A 19,297-nucleotide genomic window follows, 5' to 3' on the forward strand; every position below is an offset into this window, starting at 1 on the left:
TATGACATTGTTATTAACATTTCTTCAAAATGCAATCAGTCAGGGAATCAGTATTCTCTTCGGTGCTTCCGGTGAGATTGTAACAGAAAAGTCCGGTAACTTAAATCTTGGTATACCTGGAATTATGTATATGGGCGGTATCGCCGGCTTGATGGCGGCTTTCTTTTATGAGAAATCTACCAATCAGCCCAACGCATTCATCGGGCTTATCATATCACTATTGGTATCCTTGCTGGCATCTGCCTTTGGCGGACTGATTTATAGTGTTTTGACCATAACTCTTCGTGCCAACCAGAATGTTGTCGGCCTTGCCCTTACAACCTTTGGTGTGGGCTTTGGTAATTTCTTCGGCGGTTCCATATCAAAATTAGCCGGAGGAGTAGGCCAGATATCCGTTAAGACCACAGCTTCTGCTTATCGTGCCAGAATACCGGGGTTATCTAAGATTCCTGTAGTCGGAGACCTGTTGTTCTCCTATGGCTTTTTAACCTACCTTTCCATTGCTATTGCTGTATTTCTGGCATTTTTCTTAATGAAAACCAGAAAGGGACTTAATCTTCGGGCAATCGGAGAAGACCCCGGAGCAGCAGATGCAGCCGGCATTAACGTATCCAGATACAAATATACTGCAACCATTAGCGGTGCCGCGATAGCTGGCCTTGGCGGATTATACTTTGTAATGGAATACCTTGGCGGAACTTGGAATAACAATGGCTTTGGTGACAGAGGATGGCTTGCTATTGCGCTGGTTATCCTGGCTCTTTGGAAGCCGGTGAATGCCATATGGGGTTCCTTCCTCTTTGGAGGACTCTATATTCTCTATATTTATTTGCCCGGTTTAACAAGAGCAACTCAAGAACTTTGCAAAATGATTCCTTATGTGGTTACCATCATTGTGTTAATTCTGTCCAGTAAACGCAACAAACATGAAAATCAGCCGCCGGCAAGCCTTGGAGAGGCGTATTTCAGGGAAGAAAGATAAAGTTAAAGAATAAGCTTTGGTAAGCACAGTAGCTATATAACCGTAATAAAGAACAGGGTTCGAAACCTATAGTGGATTCGAATCCTGTTCTTTTTGCGATAACTCTAGTCTGTCATTTTGGGCTCGTTACAGGTCTTTAAACTATAATGCTGAAGGTTAAGTTTACGTTTATTTGTGATACAATATAGAGCAGCGAGAGAATAGATTAAAGCAAGACCTATGCCGAATTCGGTGGTATAAAGCTTGGTTCGACCATAATCTATGGTGAGCGGATCGAATATTACCTGAACAAAAAAGTTGTGACTGGCATGAAAAATAACTCCTGTCCACAAACTGCCGGATTTGCTCCGTATATAGGTAGTTAAAAAGCATATGGAGGTAACCATGATTGTAAAAAATACCAGAGATAACAGTTTGGAAATTCCATTGTTATAATCACTAAATAGAATAAGCGGGTAATGGTAAAGATTCCAAATGATTGCTATCAGTAAAGAAGCTTTTACATAAGAGAACTTTTTAAGTAATTCAGGGACCAGAAAACCTCTCCAGCCGATTTCCTCACCAGCAGCCAGAAAAAACGATATAAGCAGGGAAACAAGCATATTGAGTGAAAATGATGGTATACTTTCCCCATTCAAAAGGATTGCAGGATCAAGGCCTCCTAAGCCGGTCCACCAAACAAAAGCATACAAAACGATACATGAAAGAATCGGAATAAATAAACTTAACGGCAGGTATAGCAGTTTACCTGCTGCCCATCCCATTCCTGATAGGTTTTTATCAAATAGAAGCTTTGTAATAATCGCTGATAAAGCAGGTGTCCACATCAGAAAGATTGCTAAAAATGAATGTTCTGCTTTAAAGCCTATTACAGCGATATAAATTGGTAAGCTAAACAGGGTTACCAGACATATAAATAAAACTATCTTTTTAGTGTAAATATTCATATACTTTTTTTCTCCATTAGAATATAATACTAGTGCACTATTAATATAATACACTAGTATTAAGGAGCTGTCAACATGATTTCTGATGTTTCGACTTGCGAAAGAATACGAAAGTAGGAGTATATTTTTCTGGGACCCTATTATCTTCTTCATTATTATTAGGTTAGAAAAGTGTACAAAAGTAGTTAATAAGCCAATAGTGCTATTTTCTCGCAAAGTGCTTCATAAGTGATTCCGGCAGCTTTGGCTTCCTGCGGGAGCAGGCTTACCGGAGTCATACCGGGGAGAGTGTTGGCCTCCAGGCAGAAGAATTCATTTTCTTCATTAAGAATAAAGTCTATTCTGGAATAGCTTCCAAGATGCAGGGTTTTGTGCACCGCAAGTGCGAGGGACTGGACTTTTTCTGTGAGAACTTCGGAAAGAGCAGCTGGGCAGGATTCGGTGGTAAGTCCCTGTTGGTATTTGTTCTTATAGTCATAGAAGCCTTCCTTGGGGATGATTTCAATGACCGGGAGCGCCCTGTCCTCCAGAATGCCGACGGAGAATTCTCTTCCCTTAATTAACTTTTCCGCAATTATTCTTTTTGAGCCAAAGGATGAGAGCTTATCGGCAGCGAGATTTAGGGAGGCAGTCAGTACCTCCGGGTCATAAACTAAAGATACACCGATGCTGGAACCGTTACCTACCGGTTTGATGACACAGGGAAATCCTATGGTATCTGTAATCTTTTCAGGAGTAATCTCCTCGGCTTCTTCTATTATCCAAGGAGCAGTGGGAATACCTGCATGACACAATAATCTTTTGGTAATATCTTTATCCATAGCAAGTAAACAGCCGGTATAACCAGTACCGGTATAAGAGATACCATTACAGTCAAGTACTGCCTGTAATTGTCCGTTTTCTCCCATAGATCCGTGAAGAGCTATAAATACCACATCTGCCATTTTACATAAAGATAATATATTTTCTCCGATTAATTCTTTTCTGCCGTTATTCTTAGCAACAAGTGCTTCCAGATCCGGTACGGTATCAGGTATTTGGTAACTAAATAGATGATTATCTTCTTTTGTTATGAATAGACCGGAGAGGTTATTCTCATCTGTTTTTACACCTTCATAAACATCTGCTAATACCACGGCATGGCCTGAAGCCATTAAAGCGTTGGCAATTAAACTGCCGGAGGATAAGGATACATCTCTTTCAGGGCTGAGCCCACCTGCTAATATTACAATTTTCATACGAATAATCCGCCCTTTCTAATGCACATTTTATTTCACTTTTCTATCTTACTTTTGTTCTGCTCAACTTGAACTTTGAACTTTCTTCCATATTATATTCAGAAAAAATTCGCAGTAATAGCCATATAATGCTTTGTAGTTTTCATTTAGTGCTATAAAGAAATGTTTTCTTTCGGCTAATTTCTGGTATAATAAGACTCAGTAGAAGATTGTTAATAGAGATAATAAAATTAACGTATAGATAATAGAATTTGAAAGGAAAGAGAGGATATTTTATGGTTTATTTATTTTTAGCAGACGGATTTGAAGAAATTGAAGGACTGACAGTGGTTGATTTATTACGCCGTGCAGAGATTAAGATTACCACAGTTTCAATAACCGGAGAATTAATGGTAGCCGGCTCCCACGGTATTAAAGTGGAAGCCGACGGGTTGTTTGAAGACTACGATTACGCAGATGCAGAACTGTTAGTGCTTCCGGGCGGTATGCCGGGAACTAAGAATCTGGCAGCTCATAATGAACTTATTGAGCTTCTGAAGAAGTTCAAAAGGGAGGACAAGGCTCTGGCAGCCATATGTGCAGCACCCAGTATTCTGGGGGAGAATGGATTACTAAAAGGGAAGGAAGTAACCTGCTTTCCGGGCTACGAGGATAAACTGCTGGGAGCAAAAGCTACGGCTGCGCGAGCGGTTACAGATGGAAATATTATTACCGGAAAAGGAATGGGAACTGCTATAGATTTCTCGCTTGAAATTATTCGTTTTCTTGCAAATTACGAAACAGCAGAGAAGATAGGAAAGACTATTCAGTACCTTTAATTTCCTTTCGCAGTATCCAAAGGGTTAGGACGTTTGGCAGTATCATCAGGGCATTGATCAGGTCGGAAAGTTCCCAGACGAAATCCAGGGATAAAACAGCACCGCCGAATATCATAAGAATATAGAATAATTTATAGGTTGCAATACCATCTCTACCGAAAAGGTAAACGACGGCTCTTTCACCGAAATAGGACCAGCCTATGAGAGTAGCCATGGCAAATGCAACGATGGCAAATCCCAGAATATATTGTCCGTAAGGAAGCTGCATGAAAGCGGCGGTGGTTAGGTCGGAGGCAGGAATATCTTTTACAGAAGCAGGGTTCTTAAGGATATTTGAAACAATTACTATTCCGGTAATTCCGCACATAACTACAGTATCCCAAAAGGTAGCGCTCATGGATACAAGGGCCTGGGTATGAGGATTATCCGTTTTTGCGCTGGCAGCAGCTATGGCAGCAGTACCAATGCCGGCTTCATTGGTAAAGAGTCCCCTGGCGACTCCATACCTGGCAGCTGTTTTTATGGTACTTCCGACAAATCCCCCGACCATAGCACTGGGCAGAAAAGCGGAACGGCATATCAGGGATATAGCAGGAAGAATATACTCATAATTCATCACTACCAGAACCATACAAGCCGCTATGTAAAAGAATCCCATGGCCGGAACCAGCTTTTTGCATAGGTTTCCGATGGATTCAATACCGCCGAGAATCACAAGACCGGTGAGGACGGCAGCAATAATTCCTATGACATAAGGGGAGAAACCCCAAAGGGAAGAGGTAACATTGGTGATGGAGTTGGACTGTGTTGAGCATCCTACACCATATGAGGCACAGAGGGTTAAAAGGGCATATACAACTGCCATTGGCTTCGATTTAAGCCCATGTTCCAGAACGTACATGGGACCGCCGGAGTAGGTGCCATCCTTTGCAAGGGTGCGGTAACGGATACCAAGATAACATTCACCGTAGGTTGTTGCCATACCAAGAATACCGGTAATCCAAAGCCAAAGGATTGCACCAGGACCTCCCATGGCAACAGCGGTGGAAACACCAACGATATTTCCAATACCTAAGGTAGCAGCAAGGGTGGTTGTAAGAGCGGCGAAACTGCTGGTCTGCCCCTTGGTATCCTCCGAGGACTTCGTTGACAGGCGTATTCCTTTAAAGATCTTTTTTTGAATAAATTTCAGGCGAAAGGTCAAAAAAAGATGGGTTGCAATCAGGAGATACAGCATTGGACCGTTCCATAGCAGGCGGTTCAGACTTTTAATCAATAATAAAATATGTTCCATGAGAAGCTACCATTCGTTGTGATTTCTATAGTATATGCGCATATTTGGACATTAAGTATGACTAAATCAAGCAGTTAAACGAAGCAGTAAACGAAGCGGAAATTAAGTTGTTAAAGCAAACAATTAAACTAATCAGAAAACAACTGTTATACCAAGAAGTTAAACTAAGTCAAATATTCTAGGGCAGACTGAACGGTCAAACAAAAACAAGATGAAAAAAAAGAATCAAAAAAAATCTCCATACCATAACTTACCATAATAATTTTTGAAATATTGATAACAATAATATTACGATAACTGATTCAATAGAGTCGGTTGTCGGCAAAACAGGAACAAAGATTCCTGAATATTAAACAATTCTTCGGAGGTGAAATTTATGGCAAGTAACAATAGCGGATCAAACAGAACAGAAGTTCCTCAGGCTAGAGAAGCACTTGACAGATTTAAAATGGAGGTTGCTTCTGAAATTGGAGTACCTTTAAAACAAGGTTACAACGGAGATTTAACAAGCGCTCAGAACGGTTCTGTAGGCGGAGAAATGGTTAGACGTATGATCAAGAGACAGGAAGAATCCATGTCTGGTCAGTCCAGTTCTTTTTAATTTTTTGAAATAAAAGACGTAACGTCAGCTTAAACTATAAGACAGATGCCTTATAGCTGCCATATGACTGGCGTATAAAACATCATCTAATATATATGACCAACCCCTTTCTGTAAGCGGCCAGTCATAAATATAAGATGATGTTTTTTTATTTCTATACGTTTTTTCCTGCAAAGAACCGGGACAAATGCATTCACATATATTGGAATAAAGGCTTTAATGGGTTGCACTCATAAGTTGCTTATGTTACAATCGTTTTTGAACTGCAATAAACCACGCTTATACCAGTCAGCATTCTTAATAGATTGCGGGCTTACCAATAAAAGTACATAGAAAGAATAATAGAAAGAAAGGATAACCGGCAGATGGATAGCCAGTTACAGGTATATTTATGGGCAAATATTTTGGTACAGACGGATTCAGAGGAGAAGCAAATGTTGATTTAACAGTGGAACACGCATATAAGGTAGGAAGATTTCTTGGACATTATTTTAGCAAAGAGCACAGGGCTAGAGTTGTAATCGGAAAAGATACCAGGCGTTCCAGTTATATGTTTGAATATTCTTTGGTAGCAGGTCTGACAGCCAGCGGCGCAGATGTATATTTGCTGCATGTAACCAGTACACCCAGCATATCCTATGCGGTAAGAAGCGAAGACTTTGACTGTGGAATTATGATTTCGGCCAGTCATAATCCTTATTACGATAATGGTATAAAAGTGATTAATGGCAGCGGTTACAAGTTAGAGAATGAAGTGGAAGAACTAATAGAGAACTACATAGACGGTAAAGGAGAAGAGCTTCCCTACGCTACAAAAGAGAATATCGGCAGAACGACGGACTATGTAATAGGAAGAAACCGCTACATCGGCTATCTTATTTCCCTGGTGCCTAATTCTTTCAAAAATATGAAGGTTGGTCTGGATTGTGCCAATGGTTCAGCTTCCAGTCTTGCGAAAGTGGTATTTGATGCTTTAGGAGCAAAAACTTATGTAATAAATAACGAGCCAAACGGAACGAATATTAATGAAGGCTGTGGTTCCACCCATATGGAAGCACTACAGAAGTTCGTGCTGGAGAATAATCTGGATGTAGGTTTTGCATATGACGGTGATGCGGACAGATGTTTAGCCGTAGATGATAAAGGTAATATTATAGATGGTGACTTGATTCTTTATATTTGCTCAGTCTATATGAAGAAAAGGAATGAACTAAATAACAACACCGTTGTAACCACCATCATGAGTAATCTGGGATTATATAAGGCCTTGGAGGAAAAAGGCATTGCATATGAGAAAACAGCTGTCGGAGATAAATATGTTTATGAGAATATGATGGAAAACGGTCATTCCATCGGAGGTGAACAGTCCGGACATATTATCTTTAGCAAGCACGCCACTACGGGAGATGGAATCCTGACTTCCCTTAAAATAATGGAAGTTATTCTGGAAACAAAGCTGAAACTTTCCGAACTTATCAAAGAAGTGCAGATATATCCCCAGGTTCTAAAAAATGTTCGGGTAAAGGATAAAAAAACAGCCAGAGAAGATACTGATGTAGTAAAAATTATTGAAGAAGTTACCGGAGAACTTGGTAGCAACGGCCGTATCCTTGTCAGAGAAAGCGGAACAGAACCAGTGCTTCGTGTAATGGTTGAAGCATCTACACTGGATATTTGTGAGAAATATGTTAATCTGGTTCTTGAGAAACTGAAACAGAAAGGGCACACGGCAAAATAATATACGTTCGGACCCATCTCATGACCGATTTGAAGCCGATTTTGCACAATTAAAAAAATATGGTATTTACAGAATGGTTATGATATAATATACTAATGTCAAAACGTCAAAATGGGAAGTTATACAATTGCGTGTTATAGCGTTTATAGTTTCACATATTTTAAGGAGGAAATTTTAAATGAGTTTACAGGTAGAGAAGTTAGAGAAGAATATGGTTAAGCTTACTGTAGAGACTGCAGCAGAACAGTTTGATGCAGCTATCGAGAAAGCTTATGCCAAAAATAAAGGAAAATTCAACATCCAGGGCTTCCGTAAAGGTAAAGCACCTCGTGCTTTTATAGAGAAGATGTATGGAGCAAACGTTTTCTATGAGGACGCAGCTAATCTGATTATTCCTGAAGCTTACGAAAAAGCAGCAGATGAGTGCGGATTAACTTTGGTTTCAAGACCTGAAATTGAAGTAACACAGATTGAAAAAGGCAAGGCATTCATCTTTACTGCAGAAGTAGCAGTAAAACCTGAAGTTACACTTGGCGAGTACAAAGGAATTGCAGTAGAGGTTCCTTCCGCTGAAGTAACCGAAGAGGATATTACAGCAGAACTTGATAAAGTAAGAGAGCAGAATGCAAGAATTATCACTGTAACAGACAGAGCTGTGCAGGATAAGGATGATACAGTAATTAATTTTGAAGGATTTGTAGATGGCGTTCCTTTTGAAGGCGGTAAGGCAGAGGATTATTCCCTGACTATCGGTTCTCATTCCTTCATTGATACTTTTGAGGAGCAGTTAATCGGTAAGAACATCGGAGAAGAAGTTGAAGTTAATGTAACCTTCCCCGAAGAATATCATGCAAAAGAACTTGCAGGAAAGCCTGCTTTATTTAAGGTTACCGTAAAAGAAATCAAAGCAAAGGAATTACCTGCAGCAGATGACGATTTTGCACAGGATGTATCCGAATTCGATACTTTAGCTGAATACAAATCTGATATCGAGGCAAAATTAAAAGAAAAGAAAGAAAAAGATACCAAGAGAGCAACAGAAGATGCAGCTATTGATAAAGTAGTTGAGAATGCTACAATGGAAATCCCTGAAGCTATGATCGAGACACAGGTTAGACAGATGGCAGAAGATTTTTCACAGAGAGTACAATCCCAGGGACTTACTATCGAGCAGTATTTCCAGTTTACAGGAACCAACGCAGAGCAGTTATTAGAGCAGATGCGTCCTCAGGCATTAAAGACTATTCAGGTAAGATTGGTATTAGAAGCTGTTGTAAAGGCTGAAGGTATTACCATAGCCGATGAAGATTATGAAAAAGAAGTAGCTACCATGGCAGAGAATTATAAGATGGAAGCTGATAAGTTAAAGGCATTAATCGGAGAAAAAGAAAAAGAACAAATTATTATGGATATGGCTGTTCAAAAAGCAGTTGATCTGATTGGAGAGACAGCCGTAGCAGCAAAATAAAGTGTGCTAAAGCACGCAGATAGGAGCGAACTATGAGTTTAGTACCTTATGTCATTGAACAGACAAGCCGCGGTGAAAGATCCTACGACATTTATTCCAGATTATTAAAAGAAAGAATTATCTTTTTGGGAGAGGAAGTAAGTGATGTATCAGCAAGCGTTATTGTTGCCCAGTTACTTTTCCTTGAGTCCGAAGATCCCGGAAAGGACATTCATTTATACATCAACAGCCCTGGTGGTTCTGTAACTGCCGGTATGGCGATATATGATACTATGAATTATATTAAGTGTGATGTATCTACTTATTGTATCGGTATGGCAGCCAGTATGGGAGCATTCCTTTTAGCTGGCGGTGCAAAAGGCAAGAGATTTGCAATGCCTAATGCAGAAGTTATGATTCATCAGCCCTCCGGCGGAGCCAAGGGCCAGGCTACCGATATCAAAATCGTAGCAGAGAATATCTTAAAGACGAAGAAAAAACTCAATGAAATCCTGGCAGCCAACACAGGAAAGCCTCTGGAAGTTATTGAAATTGATACGGAAAGAGATTACTACATGACAGCGGAAGAGGCAAAAGCTTACGGCTTGATTGATAACGTAATTGTAAGCAGATAAGAATCAGGCATGAAGGGAGTTGGTAAAAAGAGTGGCAAACAGAACCGATGACAGAAAACAGTTAAGATGTTCCTTTTGCAATAAACCTCAGGACCAGGTGCGAAAACTTATCGCAGGACCTGGAAATGTATATATATGTGACGAGTGTATTGAAATCTGCTCCGAAATCGTAGAAGAAGAGTTTGATGATAAAGTACATGATACGGATATCAATTTATTAAAGCCTTTGGAGATTAAAAATTTCCTTGACCAATATGTAATTGGACAGGAAGAAGCAAAAAAGGTACTTGCAGTATCCGTCTATAATCATTATAAGAGAGTACTGGCAGGAAGAGACCTGGATGTTGAGCTGCAAAAAAGCAATATTCTTATGGTAGGACCTACCGGTTCCGGTAAAACATTTCTTGCACAAACTCTTGCGAAGCTTTTAAATGTACCCTTTGCAATTGCAGATGCTACGGCATTAACAGAAGCTGGTTATGTTGGTGAGGATGTCGAGAATATTCTGCTGAAGCTGATTCAGGCAGCAGAATTTGATATCGAAAGAGCAGAACATGGTATTATCTATATAGATGAAATTGATAAAATCACCAGAAAGTCTGAAAATACCTCTATTACCAGAGATGTTTCAGGTGAAGGTGTTCAGCAGGCCTTACTTAAAATATTGGAAGGAACAGTTGCTTCTGTTCCGCCTCAGGGTGGAAGAAAGCATCCCCATCAGGAATTTATACAGATAGATACTACTAATATTCTATTTATCTGTGGTGGTGCCTTTGATGGTCTGGAAAAAATCATTGAAGCAAGAATCGGGCAGAAATCCATTGGTTTTAACGCCACAATTTCTGAGAAGACGAAGGAAAATGTCGGTGAACTATTCCGCCAGGCAATGCCTCAGGATTTTGTGAAATTCGGTTTAATACCTGAGTTTGTAGGACGTGTTCCTGTATGTGTGGCTTTAGATGCACTGGATGAGGAAACCCTGGTTCGTATTCTGACAGAACCTAAAAATGCAATTATTAAACAATATAAAAAGCTGTTCGAGCTGGATGGAGTAGAACTTGAATTCGAAGAAGCAGCCATCCGTGCCATAGCAAAACGTTCTCTTGAGAGAAAAACCGGTGCCAGAGGTCTGCGTGCTATTATGGAAGCTGTAATGATGGATTCCATGTATAAAGTCCCAACAGATACTCAAATAGTAAAGTGCATCATAACAAAAGAAGCTGCAGAAGGTAATAATCAGCCGATGTTAATTAATACGGAGGATAATCAACCTAGAAAAGCAATATCAAAACGAATATCCAAAAAGAACAGCAATGAGATTGCATAGATTCGATTGTTATAGGGACTGCCTTAAAATACCTCGCAGAGGTTTTAAGGCAGTTTTTATCTTACGAAAGCAAGGAGGTAACAATGAGTGAATACAGCAAAAAAGTGCCGATAGTAGCTCTGCGGGGGATGGCTGTACTTCCGGGAATGCAGCTGCATTTTGATGTGAACCGCCAGATGTCCATAGAGGCTATTGAGAATGCCATGGAAAATGACCAATTGGTACTTTTGCTGACGCAAAAAGATCCGGATACGGAAGTGCCGGGGCAGGATGATCTATTTTCAGTTGGCACCATAGCATTAGTAAAACAGATAATCAAGCTCCCGGGAAATGTAATCCGAGTACTGGTAACCGGTACGGATAGAGCAAAACTAGATTCCATCGTTGAAGAAAAACCATTTCTTTTGGGAGAAGTAGCTCTTTTTGAAAAGAATAATGAAAAACTGGAAGAGACAGAAAAGAAAGCTATGCTTAGAGGATTAAAGGATGTCCTGGAAGTATACTTAAATGAAAATCCCAAGATTGGAAAAGAGGTTGCCAAGACCTTAAATAAGCTTACAGAAGTAACTGTTTTATTGGATCAGATCGCTATAAATCTCCCCATTAGTCTTGAAGATAAGCAGAGTCTGTTAGAGGCAGAAGATACTGTCAGCAGATATGAAAGAATGATGGTAATTCTGACAGAGGAAATTGAGATTATACGTATCCGGAAGGACTTGCAGCTTAAAGTAAAAGAAAAAGTAGATAAAAACCAGAAGGAATACATTCTGAGAGAACAGTTAAAACTAATTCGTGAAGAGCTTGGGGAAGGCGGAAGCGGTGCTGATGCGGATAATTACCTCATAGCAGCCGAGAAACTGGAAGCATCAAAGGAAATAAAAGAAAAAATCATCAAAGAAGTTGAACGTTTTAAGAATGTTGCCGGAAATTCTTCTGAAGGAGCAGTTCTCAGAGGATATATCGAAACTTTGCTTGCGTTGCCTTGGGATAAGGTCAGTGAGGATAAACAGGATATGAAACATGCAGAGCATATTCTGGAGAAAGAGCACTATGGCTTGGATAAGGTAAAGGAAAGAATACTGGAATTCCTTGCAGTAAGAGTACTGACAAAAAAGGGCGAAAGTCCGATACTTTGTCTTGTAGGACCGCCGGGAACCGGTAAGACTTCAATTGCCCATTCAGTAGCCAAAGCTTTAAACAAAGAGTATGTCAGAATCAGCCTTGGAGGAGTCAGGGACGAAGCAGAAATAAGAGGACACAGAAGAACTTATGTAGGAGCTATGCCTGGTAGAATAATTAACGGCTTAAAGAATGCCGGAGTTAAGAATCCACTTATGCTTCTGGATGAGATTGATAAGGTCAGCAGTGACTATAAAGGTGATACTTCCGCTGCGTTATTAGAGGTACTGGACTCCGAACAGAATAAGAAATTCGTAGACCATTATATAGAACTGCCAGTGGATTTATCGGAGGTCTTATTTATTGCTACTGCTAATTCTCTTCAGGGTATACCCAAACCCTTACTAGATAGAATGGAGATTATTGAAGTCAGCAGTTATACGGAAAATGAAAAATTCCACATTGCCAAAAAACATCTTCTGCCAAAGCAAATTCTTCGAAATGGTCTAACTACCAAACAGTTAGCAATATCAGATAAAGCCCTTGCAAAGGTAATTGCCAGCTATACTAAGGAAGCAGGCGTCAGGAATCTGGAGCGTAGACTTGGTGCTATCTGCAGAAAAGCTGCCAAAGAGATTGTCAGTAACCAGGCTCCAAAGGTCAGGGTAAATGAAAAGAATCTGGAAAAATTTCTTGGAAAGGAAAGGTATTCCTTCCAGTTAGCCAATGAAAAGGATGAAGTGGGAATCGTAAGAGGCCTTGCCTGGACCAGTGTTGGTGGTGATACCCTTCAGATAGAAGTCAACGTAATGCCCGGAAAAGGAAAATTTGAACTCACCGGTCAATTGGGAGATGTTATGAAAGAGTCTGCCCGGGCTGGAATTAGTTATATCCGCTCTGTCAGCAGTGAATATGGAATAACCGAAGATTATTTTGACAAAAATGATATTCACATTCATATTCCGGAAGGAGCGGTTCCAAAAGATGGACCCTCAGCCGGAATTACCATGGCAACAGCGATGTTATCAGCTATTACAAAGAAAGCGGTAAGAGCCGATACTGCCATGACCGGGGAGATTACATTAAGGGGCAGAGTACTTCCAATCGGAGGGCTCAAAGAGAAAATCCTGGCAGCCAAAGCCGCCCATATGAAACAGGTGCTAGTTCCTCTTAAGAATAAAAAAGATATAGAGGAAATATCAGCAGAAATTTTGGAAGGTATAGATTTAGAATATGTAGATTCCATGGCTGAAGTACTAAAATTTGCTTTTGCATAAGTAAGACACTGAAAGGAGATACTTCATGCAGATAAAGAGTGTAAATCTGGAGACAGTTTGCGGAATAACCAGTACCCTTCCGGAGAATGATAAACCTGAAATTGCTTTTGCAGGCAAATCCAATGTGGGAAAGTCATCTTTGATTAACGGACTGATGAATCGTAAAGCTTATGCCAGAACCAGCGCCCAGCCTGGAAAGACGCAGACAATAAACTTCTATAATATCAATGAAATGCTGTATTACGTGGATTTACCGGGTTATGGGTATGCAAAGGTATCAGAAGAGTTGAAGGCTAAATGGGGAAAAATGATTGAGAAATATCTAAGAACTACGAAACAGCTCAAGATAATTTTTCTTTTATTGGATATCCGTCATGAACCTTCCGCCAACGATAAACTGATGTATGATTGGATAGTCCATCAAGGTTATGAGCCTGTGATTATAGCAACAAAGCTGGATAAGATTAATCGCAGTCAAAAGGATAAACAAATAAAGCTGTTAAGAACGGGACTTGGAGCTAAGAAAGAAACCAAGATACTCCCTTTTTCGGCTCTGACAAAACAGGGAAGAGAAGAAATCTGGGATTGTATAGAAGAAGCATTGGGTTTTGAAACGGATGAAGCAGCGAAGCCAGTAACCGGTAAACCATTGGATTAATAACCAAGTTATAATATAACAGCGCAAAATATCGATTAAAGAAGAAGCTCCATCACATCTTAACATTATATGTAATACTTTTGTATTTCCTATAATGTTAAGATGGTGACAGAGCTTCTTCATTTTTTATCCGTTTAAAAGCTGATTTAAAACATAGGAGTATATTTCCTGACTTTGAGCCCGCCAGTTATTGCAGATTTTAGCGGCATCTTCTTCGGTAGGAACAGAGAGATTAATATCGATTATGGGATTTTTCTTTTCCATAACTCTAAGAGAAACGGTATATTCCTCCTTGCCGGCCTTATGATATTCGGACAGTGTGGAGGTCTCATCTCTTAAACTGTATTTATTTTCTTTCAAAAAGTAAAGAATCTCTTCCTGAATGGGTTGGGATATCATATGCTGAAAAAAGGAGAGGGTTTCTTCACCGGAGGGAGTTATCTGATACAGGGAACTGTGCCCGACCGTTTCAACCTCAATGAATTCTTCTTCTGTTAATTCGGATATGCATTGCTGCAGGCTGAAATAATTAGTGTATTCTTTATCCAGTATAAAATTTGATATCTGTGCATTAGTCAGTGGGAAGTCCACTTTATCCAATAGAAACAGTATAATCAGTTTATATAAAGTTAACGCATCTGTCTGCATAAATAACCATGCCCTTTCTGAAACCTGCAGATTGCTGACTGCAGGCACAAATTAGAGTAAGAATAATGTGAAATTATCTTACCAGGTTCCATTCTTTCGAAATTATAATGCTTTTCCCTGCCAGGTGTCTCTGGCTTTCATTTCCTTGGTAATCGTATTTAAAACCAGCTTTTTATTACCGCTCCACAAGGGGGCTAACAGAAGTTTCTTCGGACCGTCACCGGTAAGCCGGTGGATTACCATATCCTGAGGCAGCCGTTCCACACAAGCCAGCAGAAGATCGATGTACTCTTCCAGTTCCATTGCACGGTAAGGCATCAGAGAAAGAGCGGTATTTTTTAGTACATGAAGCAGTTGCAGCTTAATTCCATGTACCGGCTGACTTTTAAGATAATCCATAGAGGAGAGTATCATCTCATTATTTTCACCCGGCAGACCTAATATCATATGGACTATAATTTTGGCACCGATAGCATTCAGATCCTTAACGGCCTTTTCAAAGACAGGAAGTGTATAACCTCGATGAATAAGCTCCGCTGTTTCTTCATGGCAGGTCTGTAAGCCTAATTCCACCCATAGGGGTTTAATACAGGCGCATTCCGCTAAGAGCTCCAATACCTCATCCCCCAGACAGTCAGGTCTTGTTGCAATGGATAAAATAGCAATATCTTCATGATATAAAGCTTCGCGATATATCTTTCTTAAATAGCTGATGTCGCCATAGGTATTGGTAAATGCCTGAAAATATGCTATAAAGGACCCTTGTCCTGTATGGGTTTCCTTATTTGGATTAGCAGGGTGATTTACTGGTCCTTGGTCGTCAGGTCTTTGGCCGTCAATTTTATGAGTATTGAGTTTAAGCTTAGCTGGCCGTTGACTTGCAGGCAGCTTCAGATATACCCTTTCTTTTGCTTCCTCTATCTGGTCTGTAATGCTAAGGTTAGAAGAAGCGCTAAAATCACCGCTGCCGCCTTCACTGCAGAAGATACAGCCATTCGTCCCAAGGGTGCCGTCCCTGTTAGGGCAGGTGAGGCCGGCATCTAAGGAAATCTTATAGAGCTTTCTGCCATAGGTCTCTTTTAAGTAATAATCCAGGGAATAGTAAGGTTTCTCACCCCACATTCTTTTCTCTGACAAACAGGCTGCTCCTTCCTAAACTACTTAGTTACAACATTAGATTTAACTGCATTGCTGACAGCTTCACAGACTCTTGGATCAAAAGGTTGAGGAAGGATATTCTCTTCGCTTAGCTCTTCCTCTGAAACCAGCCCGGCTATAGCCTTAGCTGCCGCTAATTTCATTTCTTCCGTTATCTGACTTGCACGACTCTCCAGTGCACCTTTAAAAATTCCGGGGAAAGCAACAACATTATTAACCTGATTTGGAAAGTCAGATCTGCCGGTTCCCACAACCTTTGCTCCGGCGGCTCTTGCCAGGTCCGGCATAATCTCCGGTACGGGGTTTGCCATAGCAAAGAGGATGGAATCTTTATTCATAGAGGCTACCATTTCCTTCGTAACAATTCCGGGAGCAGATACACCGATAAAAATATCGGCGCCTTTTAGAGCGTCGCTTAAGGAACCTTCTTTTTTCTCTAGATTGGTAACCGACATAAGCTTTTGCTGCATCCAATTCAAACCGGAAGTATTTTCAGATAGAATACCAACTCTGTCACAGAGCATAATATGTTTAAAGCCATAATTTAAAAGAAGCTTCGCAATAGCTATTCCTGCAGAACCGGCTCCGTTAATGACTACTCTGGAATCTTCTTTTGTTTTGGCGGTTATTTTAAGGGCATTGATAACACCTGCCAATACCACAATGGCGGTACCATGCTGGTCATCATGAAATACAGGAATGGAAAGACGTTCTTTTAAACGCTCTTCAATCTCAAAGCACCTTGGAGCTGAAATATCCTCCAGGTTAATTCCGCCGAAGGCTGGCGCAATACGGACTACTGTCTCAATTATTTCTTCGGTATCCTGGGTGTCCAGGCAGATAGGGAAAGCATTTACTCCTCCGAATTCCTTAAATAAAACAGCTTTACCTTCCATTACCGGCATAGCAGCATAGGGGCCGATATTACCAAGTCCTAATACCGCGCTGCCATCAGAGACCACTGCTATGGTATTAGCCTTTAGTGTATATTTATATGCGGCATCTGGGTCTTTGGCAATTACATTACAGGGCTCTGCGACCCCTGGCGTATATGCAAGTGCAAGATCTTCTCTGGTCTTTACGGAACATTTGGCGTCCGTTGAGATTTTTCCCTGCCACTGCTCATGCAATAGTAATGCTTTTTCGTTGTTTGTCATTATAATAACCCCTTTCGTGTAAAAACGATTTTGTCTCCGGTTTTTAATGTAGATAGTTTCACGAATTAACTGGATAAAAATATCATATCACTGAAAGAAGGGTAAATCAAGTGCGTAGACAGGACCAATTTATTATAAATACCTACTTTATTTTTTGAGGAATTTGTTGTATAATTAAGGGTAGCAGTATATTTTAGCGATATTCATAAGAACTTCTAGATCAAATCGAAAACCTTCCCACAAAATTATTAATTTTATACTTGTAAAGGAGCAAGAATTCATGGAAGTACTAATTAGTGAAATGTCCTTGGCAGAACTGAGAACATTAGCGAAAAGCAGAGGCATTAAGAGCGTATCGACCCTTCGTAAGCAGGAGCTTATTGATATATTGGGTGCAGGTATGGAGACAGAAGAGGTGAACACGGACATTGCTGGGAAGGGTGAGACTGAAAGAGAAGTTGAACTGAATAAGCCGGCAGAGCAGGAAGAGAAGATAAAGAAAGATTTTCCTGAAAAAGTCCAGGAGGAAAGGACCACCTCTACCCAGATTAAAAGAAATATCAGAACGGATAAGGATAGCGAAACAAGAAGTTCCTTTAATCAGGATAACAGTTATAGAAGACCTTCTCAGAGTCAGGGCCAAGGCCAGGCAGAGGATAATAAGAAGAACTCCTACTGGCAGAACAATGGAAACGTCCAGGAGACGGCAGAACGCAGAAGCAATCCTCAGGAAGCGGAAGCTCTTGATAGTGGAGAGACGAAGGAAGGCATTCTGGAAGTTATGCCGGATGGTTACGGCTTTATACGTTGCGATAACTATTTGCCGGGAGAAAATGATGTATATGTATCACCGGCTCAGATTAGGCGTTTTTCATTAAAGACCGGAGATATTGTCGTAGGAAATACCAGAATTAAGAGCCAGGGAGAGAAATTCAGCGCACTGTTATATGTTAAGAGTGTAAACGGTTTTCATCCTGCAGAAGCTCAGAAACGTAAGAAATTTGAGGATCTTACCCCTATATTCCCCAATGAGAGAATTCATCTTGAAACACCAGGAACGAATGTATCAATGAGAATGGTAGATTTAATTTCTCCCATCGGCAAGGGTCAAAGAGGTATGATAGTATCACAGCCTAAGACCGGTAAGACAACATTGTTAAAGCAGATTGCCAAGGCGATTACAGTAAATCACCCTAATATTCAATTGATTATTTTATTAATAGATGAACGTCCGGAAGAAGTTACCGATATTAAGGAGTCAATCGAAGGTAAGAATGTTGAAGTTATTTATTCCACTTTTGATGAATTACCGGAAAACCATAAGAGAGTATCAGAGATGGTTATCGAACGCGCTAAGAGATTAGTAGAGCATAAACAGGATGTGGTAATCTTATTGGACAGCATAACAAGACTTGCCAGAGCTTATAACCTGACCGTACAGGCAAGCGGACGTACTTTATCAGGCGGTCTCGATCCGGCGGCACTTCATATGCCGAAGAGATTCTTCGGTGCAGCCAGAAACATGAGAGAAGGCGGAAGTCTTACTATCTTAGCAACTGCGCTGGTGGATACCGGAAGCCGTATGGATGATGTAGTATTTGAAGAATTTAAAGGTACCGGTAACATGGAACTTGTTCTTGATAGAAACCTTTCTGAAAAGAGGATATTCCCTGCCATTGATTTACCGAAATCCAGCACCAGAAGAGATGACCTGCTTTTAACACAGCCGGAGATGGAAGCCACTTATTTAATAAGGAAAGCTTTTAACAGTATGAAGTCTGATGATGCGGTAGAGAAGATCATAGATATGTTTTTAAAAACAAAAACCAACACAGAATTTATCGAAACAGTAAAAAAGACGAAATTAATTAATTAGGACTTGCAAAGGTAAAAAACCTATGCTATAATTAAAAAGCTGTTTTAATGATGATATTAGTTTGACGTAAGTCAACTTTCAAAAAAATTATATTCGTTCGTAAAGAGGTGAAAACATGAAAGAGGGAATCCATCCGAAGTATTATCAGGCAAAGGTAGTTTGCAACTGTGGCAATGAATTTGTTACAGGTTCAACAAAGAACGATATCCACGTAGAAATCTGTTCTAAGTGCCATTCTTTCTACACTGGACAGCAGAAAGCTGCTGCAGCTCGCGGTGCTATCGATAAGTTCAATCGTAGATACGGTCTTAAGCAGGAACAATAGTTTGAAGAATGCATTGCATTTAACAAGCTTTTATTTGAAAAATATTGCAAGT

The 19,297-nt window shown here is 40.3% G+C and carries 17 protein-coding genes; 11 read left to right on the forward strand and 6 right to left on the reverse strand.

Going from position 1 to position 19,297, the window contains the following annotated elements; translation table 11 throughout:
• The first annotated feature begins 1 nt into the window (after position 1).
• Positions 2-982 carry an ABC transporter permease gene (locus bsdcttw_RS02435; protein WP_185257845.1) on the forward strand — a complete coding sequence of 327 codons (981 nt, stop codon included), beginning with the start codon at positions 2-4 and terminating at the stop codon, positions 980-982.
• Between the two features lie 104 nt (positions 983-1,086).
• On the opposite strand, the gene bsdcttw_RS02440 is transcribed toward bsdcttw_RS02435, so the two are convergent.
• Both bsdcttw_RS02440 and bsdcttw_RS02445 read right to left on the reverse strand, forming a co-directional pair.
• The gene (locus tag bsdcttw_RS02440) at positions 1,087-1,929 is read right to left on the reverse strand and encodes a CPBP family intramembrane glutamic endopeptidase (RefSeq protein ID WP_185257846.1); all 843 of its coding nucleotides are present in this window, start codon (positions 1,927-1,929) and stop codon (positions 1,087-1,089) included.
• Between the two features lie 185 nt (positions 1,930-2,114).
• The gene (locus bsdcttw_RS02445; protein WP_185257847.1) at positions 2,115-3,167 is read right to left on the reverse strand and encodes a D-alanine--D-alanine ligase family protein; all 1,053 of its coding nucleotides are present in this window, start codon (positions 3,165-3,167) and stop codon (positions 2,115-2,117) included.
• A 275-nt stretch (positions 3,168-3,442) separates the two neighbouring features.
• On the opposite strand from bsdcttw_RS02445, the gene bsdcttw_RS02450 reads away from it, so the two are divergent.
• A complete protein-coding gene (locus bsdcttw_RS02450; protein ID WP_185257848.1) occupies positions 3,443-3,985 on the forward strand; it encodes a DJ-1 family glyoxalase III in 543 nt (180 codons plus the stop codon).
• On the opposite strand, the gene bsdcttw_RS02455 is transcribed toward bsdcttw_RS02450, so the two are convergent.
• Positions 3,969-5,279, reverse strand: a complete 1,311-nt coding sequence (locus tag bsdcttw_RS02455; RefSeq protein WP_185257849.1) for an alanine/glycine:cation symporter family protein — start codon at positions 5,277-5,279, stop codon at positions 3,969-3,971. The genes bsdcttw_RS02450 and bsdcttw_RS02455 overlap by 17 nt on opposite strands.
• Positions 5,280-5,655: 376 nt before the next feature.
• Between bsdcttw_RS02455 and bsdcttw_RS02460 the strand changes: the two genes are divergently transcribed.
• The 7 genes from bsdcttw_RS02460 to yihA all read left to right on the forward strand — a co-directional run bounded on the left by bsdcttw_RS02460 (position 5,656) and on the right by yihA (position 14,081).
• Positions 5,656-5,880, forward strand: a complete 225-nt coding sequence (locus bsdcttw_RS02460) for an alpha/beta-type small acid-soluble spore protein (RefSeq protein ID WP_185257850.1) — start codon at positions 5,656-5,658, stop codon at positions 5,878-5,880.
• Positions 5,881-6,271: 391 nt separating this feature from the next.
• The gene (gene glmM / locus bsdcttw_RS02465; protein WP_185257851.1) at positions 6,272-7,618 is read left to right on the forward strand and encodes a phosphoglucosamine mutase; all 1,347 of its coding nucleotides are present in this window, start codon (positions 6,272-6,274) and stop codon (positions 7,616-7,618) included.
• A 178-nt stretch (positions 7,619-7,796) separates the two neighbouring features.
• Positions 7,797-9,086: a trigger factor gene (gene tig, locus bsdcttw_RS02470; RefSeq protein WP_185257852.1), complete on the forward strand. Its 1,290-nt coding sequence runs from the start codon at positions 7,797-7,799 to the stop codon at positions 9,084-9,086.
• 32 nt (positions 9,087-9,118) lie between these two features.
• Complete coding sequence (gene clpP, locus bsdcttw_RS02475; protein WP_185257853.1) at positions 9,119-9,700, forward strand: ATP-dependent Clp endopeptidase proteolytic subunit ClpP; 582 nt, start codon at positions 9,119-9,121, stop codon at positions 9,698-9,700.
• Positions 9,701-9,731: 31 nt separating this feature from the next.
• Positions 9,732-11,027: an ATP-dependent Clp protease ATP-binding subunit ClpX gene (gene clpX / locus bsdcttw_RS02480; protein WP_185257854.1), complete on the forward strand. Its 1,296-nt coding sequence runs from the start codon at positions 9,732-9,734 to the stop codon at positions 11,025-11,027.
• 83 nt (positions 11,028-11,110) lie between these two features.
• The gene (gene lon / locus bsdcttw_RS02485; RefSeq protein WP_185257855.1) at positions 11,111-13,423 is read left to right on the forward strand and encodes an endopeptidase La; all 2,313 of its coding nucleotides are present in this window, start codon (positions 11,111-11,113) and stop codon (positions 13,421-13,423) included.
• 25 nt (positions 13,424-13,448) lie between these two features.
• Positions 13,449-14,081 carry a ribosome biogenesis GTP-binding protein YihA/YsxC gene (gene yihA, locus bsdcttw_RS02490; RefSeq protein WP_185257856.1) on the forward strand — a complete coding sequence of 211 codons (633 nt, stop codon included), beginning with the start codon at positions 13,449-13,451 and terminating at the stop codon, positions 14,079-14,081.
• 126 nt (positions 14,082-14,207) lie between these two features.
• On the opposite strand, the gene bsdcttw_RS02495 is transcribed toward yihA, so the two are convergent.
• The 3 genes from bsdcttw_RS02495 to bsdcttw_RS02505 all read right to left on the reverse strand — a co-directional run bounded on the left by bsdcttw_RS02495 (position 14,208) and on the right by bsdcttw_RS02505 (position 17,044).
• On the reverse strand, positions 14,208-14,729 hold the full coding sequence (locus bsdcttw_RS02495) for a DUF4364 family protein (protein ID WP_185257857.1): 522 nt from the start codon (positions 14,727-14,729) through the stop codon (positions 14,208-14,210).
• 102 nt (positions 14,730-14,831) lie between these two features.
• Positions 14,832-15,851, reverse strand: a complete 1,020-nt coding sequence (locus tag bsdcttw_RS02500) for a TIGR01212 family radical SAM protein (protein ID WP_185259665.1) — start codon at positions 15,849-15,851, stop codon at positions 14,832-14,834.
• Positions 15,852-15,886: 35 nt separating this feature from the next.
• Positions 15,887-17,044: an NAD(P)-dependent malic enzyme gene (locus bsdcttw_RS02505; protein ID WP_185257858.1), complete on the reverse strand. Its 1,158-nt coding sequence runs from the start codon at positions 17,042-17,044 to the stop codon at positions 15,887-15,889.
• Positions 17,045-17,324: 280 nt separating this feature from the next.
• Here bsdcttw_RS02505 and rho point away from each other — a divergent pair, with 280 nt between their 5' ends.
• Together rho and rpmE are read left to right on the forward strand one after the other, a co-directional pair.
• Positions 17,325-18,920, forward strand: a complete 1,596-nt coding sequence (gene rho / locus bsdcttw_RS02510; RefSeq protein ID WP_185257859.1) for a transcription termination factor Rho — start codon at positions 17,325-17,327, stop codon at positions 18,918-18,920.
• A 115-nt stretch (positions 18,921-19,035) separates the two neighbouring features.
• Entirely contained in the window at positions 19,036-19,245 is a 210-nt protein-coding gene (gene rpmE, locus bsdcttw_RS02515; RefSeq protein WP_185257860.1) for a 50S ribosomal protein L31, read from the forward strand.
• Positions 19,246-19,297 lie beyond the last annotated feature (52 nt).

The sequence above is a fragment of the Anaerocolumna chitinilytica genome (assembly GCF_014218355.1).
Classification (GTDB): domain Bacteria; phylum Bacillota; class Clostridia; order Lachnospirales; family Lachnospiraceae; genus Anaerocolumna; species Anaerocolumna chitinilytica.

Excerpts from the sequence above, each read along its gene's own strand:
- bsdcttw_RS02435 (WP_185257845.1), top strand. The coding sequence starts at position 2 with ATGACATTGTTATTAACATTTCTTCAAAATGCAATCAGTCAGGGAATC.
- bsdcttw_RS02440 (WP_185257846.1), bottom strand. The coding sequence starts at position 1,929 with ATGAATATTTACACTAAAAAGATAGTTTTATTTATATGTCTGGTAACC.
- bsdcttw_RS02445 (WP_185257847.1), bottom strand. The coding sequence starts at position 3,167 with ATGAAAATTGTAATATTAGCAGGTGGGCTCAGCCCTGAAAGAGATGTA.
- bsdcttw_RS02450 (WP_185257848.1), top strand. The coding sequence starts at position 3,443 with ATGGTTTATTTATTTTTAGCAGACGGATTTGAAGAAATTGAAGGACTG.
- bsdcttw_RS02455 (WP_185257849.1), bottom strand. The coding sequence starts at position 5,279 with ATGGAACATATTTTATTATTGATTAAAAGTCTGAACCGCCTGCTATGG.
- bsdcttw_RS02460 (WP_185257850.1), top strand. The coding sequence starts at position 5,656 with ATGGCAAGTAACAATAGCGGATCAAACAGAACAGAAGTTCCTCAGGCT.
- glmM (WP_185257851.1), top strand. The coding sequence starts at position 6,272 with ATGGGCAAATATTTTGGTACAGACGGATTCAGAGGAGAAGCAAATGTT.
- tig (WP_185257852.1), top strand. The coding sequence starts at position 7,797 with ATGAGTTTACAGGTAGAGAAGTTAGAGAAGAATATGGTTAAGCTTACT.
- clpP (WP_185257853.1), top strand. The coding sequence starts at position 9,119 with ATGAGTTTAGTACCTTATGTCATTGAACAGACAAGCCGCGGTGAAAGA.
- lon (WP_185257855.1), top strand. The coding sequence starts at position 11,111 with ATGAGTGAATACAGCAAAAAAGTGCCGATAGTAGCTCTGCGGGGGATG.
- yihA (WP_185257856.1), top strand. The coding sequence starts at position 13,449 with ATGCAGATAAAGAGTGTAAATCTGGAGACAGTTTGCGGAATAACCAGT.
- bsdcttw_RS02495 (WP_185257857.1), bottom strand. The coding sequence starts at position 14,729 with ATGCAGACAGATGCGTTAACTTTATATAAACTGATTATACTGTTTCTA.
- bsdcttw_RS02500 (WP_185259665.1), bottom strand. The coding sequence starts at position 15,851 with ATGTGGGGTGAGAAACCTTACTATTCCCTGGATTATTACTTAAAAGAG.
- bsdcttw_RS02505 (WP_185257858.1), bottom strand. The coding sequence starts at position 17,044 with ATGACAAACAACGAAAAAGCATTACTATTGCATGAGCAGTGGCAGGGA.
- rho (WP_185257859.1), top strand. The coding sequence starts at position 17,325 with ATGGAAGTACTAATTAGTGAAATGTCCTTGGCAGAACTGAGAACATTA.
- rpmE (WP_185257860.1), top strand. The coding sequence starts at position 19,036 with ATGAAAGAGGGAATCCATCCGAAGTATTATCAGGCAAAGGTAGTTTGC.